The 14030-nt window shown below is 57.4% G+C and carries 12 protein-coding genes; 6 read left to right on the top strand and 6 right to left on the bottom strand.

Going from position 1 to position 14030, the window contains the following annotated elements:
• Positions 1–4: 4 nt before the first annotated feature.
• Both rpsP and ffh read right to left on the bottom strand, forming a co-directional pair.
• Positions 5–244, bottom strand: coding sequence for a 30S ribosomal protein S16 (gene rpsP / locus ACF8YQ_RS04210; protein ID WP_011785745.1), 240 nt, complete (start codon positions 242–244; stop codon positions 5–7).
• 165 nt (positions 245–409) lie between these two features.
• Positions 410–1795: a signal recognition particle protein gene (gene ffh / locus ACF8YQ_RS04205; RefSeq protein ID WP_014420740.1), complete on the bottom strand. Its 1386-nt coding sequence runs from the start codon at positions 1793–1795 to the stop codon at positions 410–412.
• Positions 1796–1956: 161 nt separating this feature from the next.
• Between ffh and ACF8YQ_RS04200 the strand changes: the two genes are divergently transcribed.
• From ACF8YQ_RS04200 to ACF8YQ_RS04185, 4 genes are all read left to right on the top strand, one after another.
• Positions 1957–2763: an inner membrane protein YpjD gene (locus tag ACF8YQ_RS04200; RefSeq protein ID WP_011785775.1), complete on the top strand. Its 807-nt coding sequence runs from the start codon at positions 1957–1959 to the stop codon at positions 2761–2763.
• Positions 2764–2854: 91 nt separating this feature from the next.
• The gene (locus ACF8YQ_RS04195; RefSeq protein WP_011785776.1) at positions 2855–4135 is read left to right on the top strand and encodes an HlyC/CorC family transporter; all 1281 of its coding nucleotides are present in this window, start codon (positions 2855–2857) and stop codon (positions 4133–4135) included.
• Positions 4136–4263: 128 nt separating this feature from the next.
• Positions 4264–6471: a DUF1631 domain-containing protein gene (locus ACF8YQ_RS04190; protein WP_396622668.1), complete on the top strand. Its 2208-nt coding sequence runs from the start codon at positions 4264–4266 to the stop codon at positions 6469–6471.
• Positions 6472–6506: 35 nt separating this feature from the next.
• Positions 6507–7241 carry a TonB family protein gene (locus ACF8YQ_RS04185; RefSeq protein WP_396622667.1) on the top strand — a complete coding sequence of 245 codons (735 nt, stop codon included), beginning with the start codon at positions 6507–6509 and terminating at the stop codon, positions 7239–7241.
• Between the two features lie 12 nt (positions 7242–7253).
• Here the strand turns inward: ACF8YQ_RS04185 and grxD are convergent, their stop codons facing one another.
• Positions 7254–7580: a Grx4 family monothiol glutaredoxin gene (gene grxD / locus ACF8YQ_RS04180; protein ID WP_014420735.1), complete on the bottom strand. Its 327-nt coding sequence runs from the start codon at positions 7578–7580 to the stop codon at positions 7254–7256.
• A 200-nt stretch (positions 7581–7780) separates the two neighbouring features.
• On the opposite strand from grxD, the gene argF reads away from it, so the two are divergent.
• Both argF and ACF8YQ_RS04170 read left to right on the top strand, forming a co-directional pair.
• Positions 7781–8695, top strand: a complete 915-nt coding sequence (gene argF, locus ACF8YQ_RS04175) for an ornithine carbamoyltransferase (protein ID WP_022991031.1) — start codon at positions 7781–7783, stop codon at positions 8693–8695.
• 3 nt (positions 8696–8698) lie between these two features.
• On the top strand, positions 8699–9775 hold the full coding sequence (locus tag ACF8YQ_RS04170) for an ABC transporter ATP-binding protein (protein ID WP_011785781.1): 1077 nt from the start codon (positions 8699–8701) through the stop codon (positions 9773–9775).
• Positions 9776–9778: 3 nt separating this feature from the next.
• On the opposite strand, the gene glpK is transcribed toward ACF8YQ_RS04170, so the two are convergent.
• The 3 genes from glpK to ACF8YQ_RS04155 form a co-directional block, all read right to left on the bottom strand.
• Positions 9779–11260 carry a glycerol kinase GlpK gene (gene glpK, locus ACF8YQ_RS04165; RefSeq protein WP_396622666.1) on the bottom strand — a complete coding sequence of 494 codons (1482 nt, stop codon included), beginning with the start codon at positions 11258–11260 and terminating at the stop codon, positions 9779–9781.
• A 244-nt stretch (positions 11261–11504) separates the two neighbouring features.
• A complete protein-coding gene (locus ACF8YQ_RS04160) occupies positions 11505–13076 on the bottom strand; it encodes an ATP-binding protein (protein ID WP_396622665.1) in 1572 nt (523 codons plus the stop codon).
• Between the two features lie 58 nt (positions 13077–13134).
• Complete coding sequence (locus ACF8YQ_RS04155; protein ID WP_011785784.1) at positions 13135–13869, bottom strand: response regulator; 735 nt, start codon at positions 13867–13869, stop codon at positions 13135–13137.
• Positions 13870–14030 lie beyond the last annotated feature (161 nt).

Below are 14030 nucleotides of genomic sequence, written 5' to 3'. Positions count from 1 at the left end.
GCTATTACTGAGCAGCCTTCAGCAGCTGAGCAACACGCTCACTGGCCTGTGCACCCTGGCCCAGCCAGAAATCAACGCGCTCACGATTAACACGCAGACGCTCTTCCTGACCACGGGCAATCGGGTTGAAGAAACCAACACGCTCAATGAAACGGCCGTCACGGGAGTTACGGCTGTCAGTGACTGTCAGATGGTAGAACGGGCGCTTCTTGGAGCCGCCACGAGCCAAACGGATTGTTACCATTTCGACCAATATCCTGTTCTGTTGTACGAACTTTGTACGATTCCCGACACACCGTTTCACGGCTGACGGGAAGACCCATACTCGAAAGGGGCGCTATTCTATGCGAAAAAAGCGCCAATGAAAACAGGGAAACCACCGGTTTCCCCATTTTATATGTAAGGCTTTTTACATACGGCCAAACGGAGGCATGCCACCACCGCCGCCGGGCGGCATCATACCACCCATACCGCGCATCAGGTTAGCCACCCCGCCCTTCTTGCCAAACTTTTTCATCATCTTCTGCATCTGCTTGTGCTGCTTGAGCAGACGGTTCACGTCCTGGATCTGGGTGCCGGAACCGGCGGCAATCCGACGCTTGCGAGAGTTATTGATGACGTCCGGATAGCGGCGCTCTTTTGGCGTCATGGAGCAGATAATGGCTTCCATCTGACCAACCGACTTGTCGTTAACCTGTGCCTGCGCCATCTGGGCCATCTGCCCCATGCCCGGCAACTTGTCCAACAGTCCGCCGATACCGCCCATATTCTTCATTTGCTGGAGCTGGTCGCGGAAGTCTTCCAGATCAAAACCTTTACCCTTCTTGATCTTCTTGGTGAGCTTCTCGGCTTTCTTTCGGTCCAGCTTGCGCTCAGCTTCCTCAATCAGGGAGAGCACATCCCCCATGCCAAGGATCCGGGAGGCAACACGATCGGGATAGAAAGGCTCCAGAGCGTCTGACTTTTCACCAATACCCAGGAACTTGATGGGCTTGCCGGTGATATGACGCACGGACAACGCCGCACCGCCACGGGCATCGCCGTCGGTCTTGGTCAGCACCACGCCGGTTAACGGTAACGCGTCGTTAAATGCCTTGGCGGTATTGGCCGCGTCCTGGCCCGTCATGGCATCAACCACAAACAGGGTTTCAACCGGATTCACCGCCTTATGCAGGCGACCGATTTCACCCATCATCTGCTCATCCACGTGCAGACGACCCGCGGTATCCAGGATAACCACATCAATGTGCTTGCGGCGGGCAGCTTCGATGGCACCATTGGCAATATCCACCGGGTCCTGCTCGGTGGTGCTGGGGAAGAATTCAACGCCCACTTCACCAGCAAGCGTTTCCAGCTGACGGATGGCCGCCGGCCGATAAATATCGGCACTGACCACCAGCACGGACTTTTTCTCACGCTCTTTCAGGAAACGGGACAGCTTGGCCACCGTGGTGGTTTTACCCGCACCCTGGAGGCCCGCCATCATAATAACCGCGGGCGGACGCGTGGCGAGGTTCAGGGATTCATTGCCTTCCCCCATGACCCGTTCCAGCTCCTGCTGGACAACCTTAACGAAGACCTGGCCCGGGGTCAGGCTGCGCTGAACTTCCTGGCCAATCGCACGCTCACGAACCCCTTCAATAAAGGCCTTGACCACCGGCAGGGCGACATCAGCCTCCAGCAGGGCCATCCTCACTTCACGGAGCGTGTCCTTGATATTGTCGTCAGTCAGGCGCGCCTGGCCCGAGATCTTGCGCAAGCTACCGGATAGCCGGTCCTGGAGATTCTCAAACATGTTGCTCTTCCGTACCCCGGAGAATTTGTTCACACAGATCAAGAAGCCAGGTCGGCCTGCTTGATTCCTGTTGCATAATCGCGACATTATACCCAGACTACGGAGCCTCTGAACAACTCCGCGCCGATTTCACTTCATCAGGCAACACGATTAAGGATGTCATGGGAACGCTGATTCTCGCGGTTACCGCACTTTTCCTCTATAGCGTTGGAACCGCGCTTCAGGCCCTCCATTTACGTGGCAAGGTCCACAGCAACCTGGCGGTTACGACACTGATTGGCGTGCTTGCCCTGATCGGCCATGGCCTGCTCATTGCCCAGACCGTACACCTGGACGGCGGCTTCGACTTCAGTTTCTTCAAGAGCTCCGTTCTGATCTCCTGGCTCATTGTCTTTCTGCTTCTGGGACTAAATCTGAGCAAACCCGTACAAAGCCTGTTCATTGCGGCCTATCCGATTGCAGCACTGACCATTGTCATGGCGCTGATTACCCACACACCGTCTCGTCTGGTGTCCGAAGAAAGCTACGGCATGCTGTCTCACATTGCCCTGTCAGTCACGGCATACAGCCTGTTTACCCTGGCAGCCATACAGGCGGTTTTACTGTACGTACAGAACCGGCAGCTCAAGCGCAACTACAACAGTCTGCTGGTGAGGAACCTGCCGCCACTGCAAACCATGGAGTCATTGTTGTTTGAAATGGTCTGGGCAGGAGTTGTGCTGCTGGTACTCGCCATTGTCACCGGTGCTGTATTTATTCAAGATCTTTTTGCTCAGGATCTGGCCCACAAAACCATTTTTTCCCTGCTGTCCCTCCTGGTTTTTGTCGGACTGCTGGTAGGCCGCTACACCAAAGGCTGGCGCGGCATCACCGCCAGCCGCTGGACACTGGCAGGCTGCGCACTGCTGATGCTGGCCTTCTACGGCAGCAAGTTTGTTCTCGAGCTGGTTTTCCACCGGGGCGTCTGAGACCCGCCCCCCTTACTGACCTAACCCGCTTGACACCTGTCACCTTCAAAACCTATTTTCGCAACTTATCCTCAATATAAGGGCTGCTCTCTTGAACGAAACATCGCTCACCGCGCTGTTTATTCTACTTGTCGGACTGATCATCCTTTCTGCGTTCTTCTCCAGCTCTGAAACCGGCATGATGTCCCTGAACCGCTACCGCCTGAAACACATGGCGAACACCGGCCACAAAGGGGCCCAGCGAGCGCAAGGCCTGCTTAACCGAACCGACCAGCTGATCGGCGTTATCCTGATCGGCAATAACTTCGTGAACATTCTTGCGTCATCGATCGCCACGGTCATCGCGATTCGCCTCTGGGGCGACGCCGGTATCGCAATCGCCACCTTACTGCTGACGATCGTTATCCTCATTTTTGCCGAGGTCACCCCGAAAACTCTCGCAGCCCTGTTCCCTGAAAAAATTGCCTTCCCGGCCAGTCATATTCTTGGGCCGTTGCTCAAACTTCTGTACCCGCTGGTATGGACGGTCAACCTGTTTACCACCGGCATTCTTCGCGTTCTCGGCGTCTCCTCGGCCCAGGCCTCGGAAGATCATCTCAGCCGTGAAGAACTCAGAACCGTGGTGAACGAGGCCGGCGCACTGATTCCGGCCCGGCACAAAGACATGCTGGTCAGCATCCTGGATCTGGAGAACGTCACCGTCAATGACATCATGGTGCCCCGAAACGAAGTCGTCGGCATCGACCTGGAAGACGACACAGACACCATCCTGCGCCAGCTCAGAAGCAGCCAACACACGCGGCTGCCTATCTTCAAGGGTGACATCAACAACATTCAGGGCATTCTGCACCTTCGCAGCGCGGCCAGACTGCTGCAGGAGGCAGACATCAACAAGGCGATGATCATGCAGCTGTGCCAGGAACCCTACTTCATTCCGGAGAGCACTGCGCTCAATACCCAACTACTGAACTTCCAGAAAGGCAAACGCCGGTTCGGCATTGTGGTGGATGAATACGGCGATGTACTGGGCCTGGCTACGCTTGAGGATATTCTTGAGGAGATCGTAGGGGAATTCACCACCGATTATGCCGCCACCTCGCCCGACATCATTCCCCAGGACAACGGCACCTTTATCATCGATGGCAGTGCCGCCGTGCGGACGATCAACAAGACCCTGGGCTGGCATCTGCCAACCGATGGCCCGAAAACCCTGAACGGACTGATCACCGAAACTCTGGAAAATATTCCGGACACCAACGTGTGTCTGAAAGTTGGCGGTCATCGTATTGAAGTCCTGCAAATCAAGGACAACGTGGTTAAAGCCGCCATTGTCCACCCCAAACGCAAGAAAAAGCGTGGCCGGAGTTTATGAACCTGATCGCAGGTTAGCGTTTATTCATGTTAATGCAGATCAAAATGCGCTAAATTTATCCAATAATCAGAACAGACAAGAATCAGGCTCGGTCATGTATCCGGTTGAGGCGTAAACAGGAGTCGGCCATGAACAAGCAGTCCGGCATACATTACCTCCGCGAGCACAGGGAAGCGGCAAGCACCCGACCGGTTCCTGCGGAGGTAGCCCGCATCCGCGACACCGTTGTTGCGGGGCTGGGTGATTTGTTGCAGGGGGCTTTCGATGCCGTCGATGATTCACTCTTCGAACTGGCCAACAATGCCCGCAGCAACAATGAACAAAACCGCTACTTCGAAGCCATGCGCGAGATTCGCATCAAGCGCAAGGGCGTAGAGCGTCATTTTCAGAATACGGTTGCCCAGTTCTTTGCCAACCCGCCCCATGCCGGCCAGCTTCCGTCAACCGAAGCCAGCCCGCAGGCCAGTGCCGACACTCTTTCGCTGGTTGGCAATGACGATCTGGAAGAACAGGTTGCCTTCAACGCCATGACCACCAAGGCCAAGGCGCACTTCCAAGGCCCTTTACTGCAATTGCAGGCCCGTTTTACCGAGATCTATCCGGACGCCACCGAGCAGGAGCCAGTCAACCCGATGGCACCGGAGCACCTGTGCAGCGCTTTTACCGAAGCGATCCAGGCCCTCGATATCCAGATTCGCGAACGGCTCATCCTGCTCAAGCAATTTGACCGTTACGTTATCTCCAACCTGGGCATGCTCCTGGATGAAGCCAATCGCATTCTGATCCAGGCCGGCGTTATCCCGAACTTCCGTTATCACGGCAAGAAGAGCCAGAACCAGAAGCCATCTGCAACAGCAGACAGCTCTGCCGAAAGCCCCAGCGAGACGACTGCCGGCTACGATCAACGCCCGGAAGACACCGTACTGTTTGACCAGATCCGTCAGATGCTGGCTCTACAAAGGTCCAATGCCGGCATGCCCCCACGCAGCGCCGATCCCTCTCTGAGAGTGGTCGGAGGCCGGGAACTGGCCGATATGCTCAACGCCATTCCGCTTCAGCAAAACTGGCCGGAAACCGACGACCTGAGCACGGGTGAGCCCGTAACCGTCGACCTGCGCCAGGTCGTTCAGCAACTGCTGGCCAAGGCCGACGCTCAAGATGGTCGCCAGCCCGCACTGAATGAAGTGGATGAAGATCTGATCAATCTGGTCTCCATGCTGTTCGAGTTCATCCTTGATGACTACAACCTGTCCGCCCCGGTTCAGGTGCTGATCAGTCGCCTGCAGATTCCGATTCTGAAGGTTGTGATCAAGGACAAGAGTTTCTTCAGCAAGGCAACCCACCCGGCCCGCAAGCTGCTCAACTCCCTCGCCCGCGCGGGCATTGGCTGGAGCAGTAGCGATGAGAAAACCCGAGACAAGCTGTACGGTCAGATACACAACGTGGTGCAACGAATCCTCAATGAATTCGATGGCAACATTCAGTTGTTCGAAACCCTGAACGAAGAATTTGAGCAATTCCTGGAGCGAGAAAACCGTAAGGCCTCCCTGGTGGAACAGAGAACACGAGAATCGGAACGTGGTCGCATCAAATCCCAGAAGGCCCAGGAAGAGGTGGACCGGCTGTTACGGGAAAAAGTATCCCGTTACCGGCTTCCGGACTCGGTCAGCGATATTCTGATGAATGGCTGGAGCCGGGTTATGTTCCTGGCCTACCTGAAGGACGACACCGAACATCGCTGGCACGAAACAGCACGGGTCGTGGATGACCTGATCTGGTGCCTGCACCCCCATGAAGAAGATGAAGAGCGTGACCAGTGGGTTCGGGTTGTGCCCGGTCTGTTGAAATCACTGCGGGCAGGACTTGAGGAAGTCTCCTACAACGCCACCCGGCTTGATCAGATGATGGGGCACCTGAAGCATGAGCTGGCTGAGGCCTTCCGGACCAACGCCGCCATCGAAGCCCGTCAGGATGCACCGTCGGATGCCGAAGACGAAGCCCCGACCGTGCACCAGACCGCCGTTGAACGGCAACAGGAACTGGAAGATGCCGCAATTGCCGAATATGTGGCCAAACTCGATAACATCGAAATTGGCAACTGGGTGGAGTTCCGCCTGGTCAACGGTACCAGCTTCCGCTGCAAGCTCTCCGCCATTATTGATGAAGCGGACTGCTTTGTGTTCGTCAACCGGATGGGCCTGAAAGTCATCGAGAAGACCCGTGTCGAGCTGGCTCACGAGATGCGCCGCGGCCGCCTGACTCTGCTCGAACAAGGTGCCTTGATTGACCGGGCCCTGAACGCCGTTGTGGGCAATCTGCGCACAAAAACCGCCTGATTTTGATGCCGGGCACGGGTTTTCGTTCACCCTCAATGCCGGCATCCTATCGGCTCCTGCTGGCAGTGTCGCTGGCCATACTGGCCCACACGCTGGTACTGGCCGGGCTTCCATCACCGCTGAAGGAGGCCCGGGAACTGACTCACCGGCTGGTCTTTACGCTGACCAGTCCAGCAGCCACACCAACTCCAGAGAGCGTGGCAAATCCGGAATCGTCAAAGCCCAGGCACACAGAATTCGAGATCCCGCCGGCCGAGCCGGTGGTAACCTCGACCGAATCCGCTTCCAATGCTGCACCCGAATCGCAAACTGTTACTAAACCACAGCCAGATCCCCCGGAGCGGAAAGCCGAAAGTACCCGAACCCGGGAAACCACCGCCGAATCCCCTGCCTCACAGGCCATGCCGGCCCTTACAGCACGCGTCTCCGAGCCAACGAACACGCCGGAAACTATCAAACGAATCACCGAGTCGCCCACCGAAACCGACCCTTATCTCATCAGGCTCGCCACCCATCTGGCCGAGAAACTCGATCAGAAAAGAGTGCCTGCAATTTCGGCGCTTACAGAGAGAGTGTCCATGGAATTAGAGCTGAGACTGATGCCCAACGGCGCCCTCACCCGGGCCCGGGTGATCAAATCGACCGGTGTGCAGAGCATTGATGAGGCCGCCTATCGAACGGCTCTGGCTGCCAGCCCCTACCCGAGTCCGGAAGGGGAGGCTTCCGACCGTTTCGAGGTGGAACTGGTGTTCACCCCGAAACAGCCATAGAGGCAGGAAGTATCAGGCTTCGGCCTGGCCCGCAGCATCCTTGACCATCTTGGCCAGCTCGCCACTTTCTGACATTTCCAGAACGATGTCGCAACCACCTACCAGCTCACCGTTGATGTAGAGCTGCGGGTAAGTTGGCCAGCTGGAGTAGACTTTCAGGGCCTCACGCAGTTCCTGATTGTCGAGAATGTTCACAAACGCAAAGCGCTCACCGCACGCCATCAGAGCCTGAACAGTACGTGCCGAGAAACCGCACTGCGGGGCCTGCGGGGTGCCCTTCATGTAAAGAATAACCGGGTTCTCTTCAAGTTGGCTCTTGATGGTTTCATTGATGTCCATGAACTCATACCTCTGGTTGGGAGTCAGCTTTGCCGCCAAACGGCAGTTGAACCTATTGTACACGGGTGCCTCAGGCCTCAACAAACCGTCTGTTTTGACCCAGAACAACCGCACCGCGCCCGGCGTTGTTTTCAGGGTAGCGACGGGCTAGACTTGTTGGCTTTTCCGAACGGGCAGTTTGCTTGAAACAGGGGCCTTTCATGGCAGCGAGACACTTTCTGACACTGAACGACATGACCACTGCAGAACTGGAAGATCTGCTCGATCATGCTTCCAAATTACGCAAAGAGTGGCGTTCAGGCCAGACCCGGGACACCCTTAAAAACCGGGTGCTGGCAATGATCTTCGAGAAATCGTCCACCCGGACCCGGGTTTCCTTTGAAGCCGGCATGACCCAGCTCGGGGGTACTGCCATGTTCCTGTCTCCCCGGGATACACAGCTTGGCCGCGGCGAACCCATCGAAGATTCTGCCATCGTGATCTCCAGCATGGTCGATGCGGTGATGATCCGTACCTTTGCCCACGAAACGGTCGAGCGCTTTGCCACTGCCTCCAGCAAGCCCGTGATCAACGCTCTCACCGACGAATTCCACCCCTGCCAGCTACTGGCCGACATGCAGACCTATCGGGAGCTTCGCGGCAGCATCCGTGGTGCCACCGTGGCCTGGATTGGTGACGGCAACAATATGTGCCACTCGTACATAAACGCTGCAGAGCGTTTCGATTTCCACCTGAACGTTGCCTGCCCAGAGGGTTACGAACCGGATCAACAGCTGATCGAACAGCATGCTGACAGGGTGACCGTTGTGCGCGCGCCAGAAGAGGCAGCACGAGGCGCCCAGCTGCTGGTCACCGATGTCTGGGCTTCCATGGGCCAGGAAGACGAGCAGAAAGCCCGGGAAAAAGCCTTCCGCAGCTATCAGATCAACCCGGCTCTGATGGCTCAGGCCGACAAAGACGCCCTCTTCATGCACTGCCTGCCCGCCCACCGGGGTGAAGAGATTTCGGCAGACATGATGGACCACGAAAGCTCGGCAGTCTGGCATGAGGCGGAAAACCGGCTGCATGCCCAGAAAGCCTTGCTGGAATTCCTGATTCTCAATCGTCTGGACTGATCCATGCCCGAAGCCCTGGTGCCCCCCGCAGACTGGCTGCTGGAAGTAAACAATCTGTCCTGTGGCTACGGCGGTGATTCCGTCGTCAAGGACGTCAGCTTTGCCCTCAGCCACGGCGATATTGGCTGCCTGCTGGGCCCCAGCGGCTGTGGCAAGAGCACCATTCTCCGGGCGCTGGCCGGCTTCCTGCCGATTTCCCGGGGTGAAATCCGCCTGCAGTCACAGGCCATCAGCTTGCCCGGGCGGGCACTGCAACCGGAAAAGCGCAAGATTGGCATGGTGTTCCAGGACTATGCCCTTTTTCCGCATCTGAGCATTGCCGATAACGTCGGCTTCGGTCTCAAGTCATTAAGCAAAGCGGAACGTCGACAAAAGGTCATGGAGTTGCTGAACCTGGTGCACCTCCAGGACCTAGCAGACAACTATCCCCACGAGCTGTCCGGCGGCCAGCAACAACGGGTGGCTCTGGCCCGGGCACTGGCACCAGAGCCAACACTGATCCTGCTGGATGAGCCTTTCTCCAACCTGGACACAGATCTGCGCCGCCGGCTGAGCCTGGATGTGCGGGAAATCCTCAAGACCCTCGGCATCAGCGCCATCCTGGTTACCCATGATCAGCAGGAAGCCTTTGCCATGTGTGATCAGGTGGCAGTTCTCCGGGACGGGCAGATTCAACAGTGGGATGTGCCCTACAACCTCTACCATGAGCCGGCGAACCGGTTCGTGGCCAGTTTTGTCGGGCAAGGTGGGTTTATTCCCGGCAAGGCCCTGGGCCCTGACACCATAGAATCGGAACTGGGCGTCATCCATGGCAACCGGGCCTACAAATGGCAACCAGGCACCCTGCTGGACGTCCTGATCCGGCCGGACGACATTGTTTTCGATGAAGACTCAGAGCTGAAGCCAAAGGTAGTGGAAAAAACCTTTGCAGGAACCTCCACGCTCTATCGCTTCCGGTGTTCAGAAGATACTGAATTTGAGGCCCTGTTCCGTAGCCACCTGGACTTTAACCTGGGTGAGCAGGTACCGGTCCGGGTGGAGGCTGATCACCTGATCGCCTTCGAACGCACCGGCCATTGAACCTCAGTGATTACAGACTCGCTCAACAGCATCCAGCCAGCCGGCATAGAGTGATTCCCGCAGCCCCGGCGCCATATCCGGCCGGAACTGGTGCTCGCATTCCCAAAGCGACGTAATCTGCTCCAGGCTATCGAAAACCCCGGTCTGCAAACCCGCAAGATATGCGGCCCCCAGCGCCGTGGTTTCGGTCACGCTCGGCCGGTCAACCGGCACATTGAGAATGTCCGATAAAAACTGCATCACCCAGTCGTTCACAGCCATGCCTCCGTCGACTCGCAGCGATTCCAGTCGGGCGCCATCGTTGCGAATGGCGCGCACCAGGTCTTTGGTCTGATAGCACACCGACTGCAAACCCGCCGTGACAATCTCGGCAATGCCGGTATCCCGGGTCAGCCCCAGGATTGCACCCCGGGCGTTCGGGTCCCAGTGCGGGGCTCCCAGGCCGGTGAACGCGGGCACCAGATACACCGGATTATTCACACCGACCGTCGCCGCATGCTCCGCCGATTCCCGGGCATGGGAAATCAGCCGAAGCCCATCCCTGAGCCATTGCATGGCGGCACCGGCAACAAAAATACTGCCCTCAATGGCATAGCAGGGTTTGCCGTTGAGGCGGTAGGCTACCGTCGTCAATAACCGGTTTTCAGAGCGCAGGGCCTGCTGGCCGGTGTTGAGCATCAGGAAACAGCCTGTGCCATAGGTACTCTTGGCCATTCCCGGCTCAAAACAGGCCTGGCCGATCAAAGCGGCATGCTGATCACCGGCAATACCGGCAATCATCACCGAAGCGCCCAGACATTCGGGTTCCGTCAACCCGTACTCAGCTGCACTGTCGAATACCTCCGGCAACAGAGCAACAGGCACCCGAAACAGCTTGAGCAGCTGCGGGTCCCATTGCTGTGTATGGATATTGAACAGTGCAGTGCGGGACGCATTGGTGGCATCGGTACGATGGTGCTTGCCGCCGGTCAGATTCCAGAGCAACCAGGTATCAATGGTGCCAAAGGCCAACTCACCGGCTTCCGCGCGCTGGCGGGCACCGTCAACGTTGTCCAGAATCCACGCTATCTTGGTGGCAGAGAAGTAGGGATCAATCAATAATCCGGTGCGGTCAACCACCAGGGATTCGTGGCCATCCTGGCGCAACTTGGTACACCAGGACGCGGTACGGCGATCCTGCCAGACAATGGCGTGATGAATCGGCTGCCCCGTCGCCCTGTCCCAGATCACAGTGGTTTCCCGCTGGTTGGTAATGCCGATGCCTGCGAGGTCAGATGCCTTGATCTTGCCGTTGTTCAGCACTGCACGACAGACCGCCAGCGTACTGTCCCAGATTTCCATGGCATCGTGCTCAACCCAGCCATCTTTGGGGAAGTACTGGTGAAACTCCTGCTGGGCAACGGCTACCTGAGCGCCTTTGTCATCAAACACGATGGCGCGGGAACTGGTGGTACCCTGGTCTATGGCAAGCAGATATCGGGACATCAAAACCTCCTGTTGTTTTCAGGAGATTCTAACAGGACGGAGATCGAGCGGTGTGACGCGGCGCGGAAATAAAAAAAGGGCCGGAAAAACCGGCCCTCAAATGACGAATGAAACAAGGAAAGTTCGTAAGAACTACAACCTCAAAAGTCATCCCTTACGCTTTGAAGTATTACCCAGGGCTGCAGAGGGTTCAGTTGTGGTTGTGTAGAGCTTTGTTACATCAGGTGAGGCACCGAGCACTGGTTCACAAATCCGGGTCTGCGGGCTTCAGGCGCGGCCAGACCAGGCTGAACCGGGCTCCACCCAAAACATCACTGCGGCCCACAAACGCCTGCCCGCCGTGCCAGTACAGAATCCTGCGAACAATGGACAGGCCCAACCCGTAGCCACCTGAGGTGCGGGTACGACTGTCATCAAGCCTGGCAAAGGCGGTGAACACTTTTTCCCAATCCTGTTCAGGAATGCCCGGGCCATCGTCTTCCACATCAATCCGGCAATTATCTTCATCCAGATGGCAGCTCACCCGCACACGGCCTGCGGCATAGCGCGCGGCATTGCCGACCAGGTTCTGAACCGCCCGGTGAATGTAACGAGGCTCCATATCGGCCTGTGCCCAGCGCTCCGAGGCTTCGTCAATCTGACACTCAATGTCGACTCCCTCCCGGATCAGCCGCTGTTCGGAGACAACCTGCCTGACTATATCCGTGACCGAGCCCTCCCGGAGACTGAACACCGGCCCGCCCTGCTCCAGCCGGGCATAGGTCAGGATCTCGTCAATCAGTTCGTCGAGCTCCTGGATGTCGCCATCAATGCCCTCGAGCTGCTTTTCGAGCACTTCCTGGGTACTACCGGATTCAATCATCTGGACGCCGAACCGGATACGGGCCACCGGCGTTCTCAGTTCGTGGGAAACCGCGTGAATCATTTCCCGCTGCACCTGCACCAGGCGCTGGATATGTTCCGCCATTCCATTGAACGAAGCCCCCAGCCGGGACACGAGCGTGCCCTGCTCGGATTCCACCCGGGCTCCCATCTCACCCCGGGCAATACGAATCGCTACCGACTCAACCTTGCGCAGATGACTCTCTACAAAACGCAACGCAAGAAACAGGGCCACTGCCAGCACGCCACCGACAACAGCGGTCAGCAGCAAGATAATCGGCCAGCCCCAGGGATTGAAGGGGGGAGGCAATGTCACCACAACCAACGCGCCTTCCGACAAACGAACCAGCGCCCTGGCACGGTTATCACCGTGTTGAAAAATCGCCAGCCCGGTGTCGCCAAGCCGCTCAAGCGCCTGCTGATCCGGCAGATCCTCGGCCTTCTGAACCAGACGGATATCGAGATTCAGAGACTCTGCCAATTGCTGCGCCACATCCGCACGCTGAGCCGCAGGGCTGGTATCCAGATGCCAACGCACCATCAACGAGATTGCCCGGGCCAGATCCCGGTAGGGTTGCTCCAGATGTATGCCGAGCACCTCGCCCCCGAGACCAAGGACATAATAGCCATACCCGCTATCGGTTGACTGCGCCACCACCTGGCCATAGCCCAGGCGCTCAAGCGCAACCTGGGAAAGCCCGAAGTCGGCCGCAACGCCACTGTGCAGACCAAACATCGGGGCCATCCAGTGATACTGACTGAGCGGATCCGGGGCCGCCGCCAGCCAACGCATAACCGGTGTCATGGCCTGCTCATGCCAGTATTGTTCGCGAACGGAGTTGATGCCATTAAAGAGCAGGACGCACACCAGCACGACCGCCGCCGCAATGGCCGCAATACGAGCGTAGGCTTTCAGGAAAAATTTCAGGGACATCGGGCCAACCCTGGTAACCGGCGTTGCCACCTTCGGGGCGGCAACGCCTCAGGCGCGATCAGGCTTCCTTGACGAACAGGTAGCCTTTGCTGCGAACGGTTTTGATACGGCGCGGGTGGATGGGATCATCACCGATTTTCGGGCGGATCCTGGACACGCGAACGTCAATGGAACGATCCTGCCCATCGTACTCGATGCCCCGGAGTGCGGTGAAAATCTCTTCCCTGCTCAGCACCCGCCCGGCATTACTGGCCAGCAGCCAGAGCAGGTCGAACTCAGCACTGGTGAGATCGATACTCTCGTCACTTAACCAGGCTTCACGCATGGAACGATCGACCACGAGGTCGTTGAACTGCAAACGTACCGGCTCCTCCCCGGACGTCTCCTGCCCGCTAACGGGCGAGGTTTCTACCCGGCGCAGCATGGCACGGATGCGGGCGAGCAGAACGCGCGGTTGGACCGGTTTGCCAATGTAGTCATCCGCGCCCATTTCCAGGCCCAGGACCTGGTCCAGGTCGTCTGTCCGGGCGGTGAGCATAATAATGGGGCCATTAAAGAAAGGCCGTACCCGCCGGCAGATGGACAGACCATCTTCGCCAGGGAGCATCAGATCCAGAACCACAAGATCAGGCTGCTCGTTGCGGATCCGCTCAACAGCGGCTCCCCCGTGGGTTTCCAACGACACTGTCAGGCCATTGTTCTCAAGGTACTCGCGGGTCAGATCCGCAAGCCGCTCATCGTCCTCTACGATCAGGATTCGCCAACTCTCGTTTGTTTGTTCCACGCCATCCATCTCTGATTATTTTATTCCGGTTTCAGGGTTGTACACCCGACGATACAGGCAACGTTCAGTTACAGCAATTATACATGCTATTCAGAAATATACATGGAACCGCCAAAGGGTTACAGCCTGTGACACATATCCGTTTTCCTGAAAACGGTCTCGCACTGTCA

This window comes from Marinobacter sp. W-8 (genome assembly GCF_044342215.1).
Taxonomy (GTDB): Bacteria; Pseudomonadota; Gammaproteobacteria; order Pseudomonadales; family Oleiphilaceae; genus Marinobacter; species Marinobacter nauticus.
Note: the sequence above shows the minus strand (reverse complement) of the source record. Positions and strands in the feature narration are given on the sequence as shown.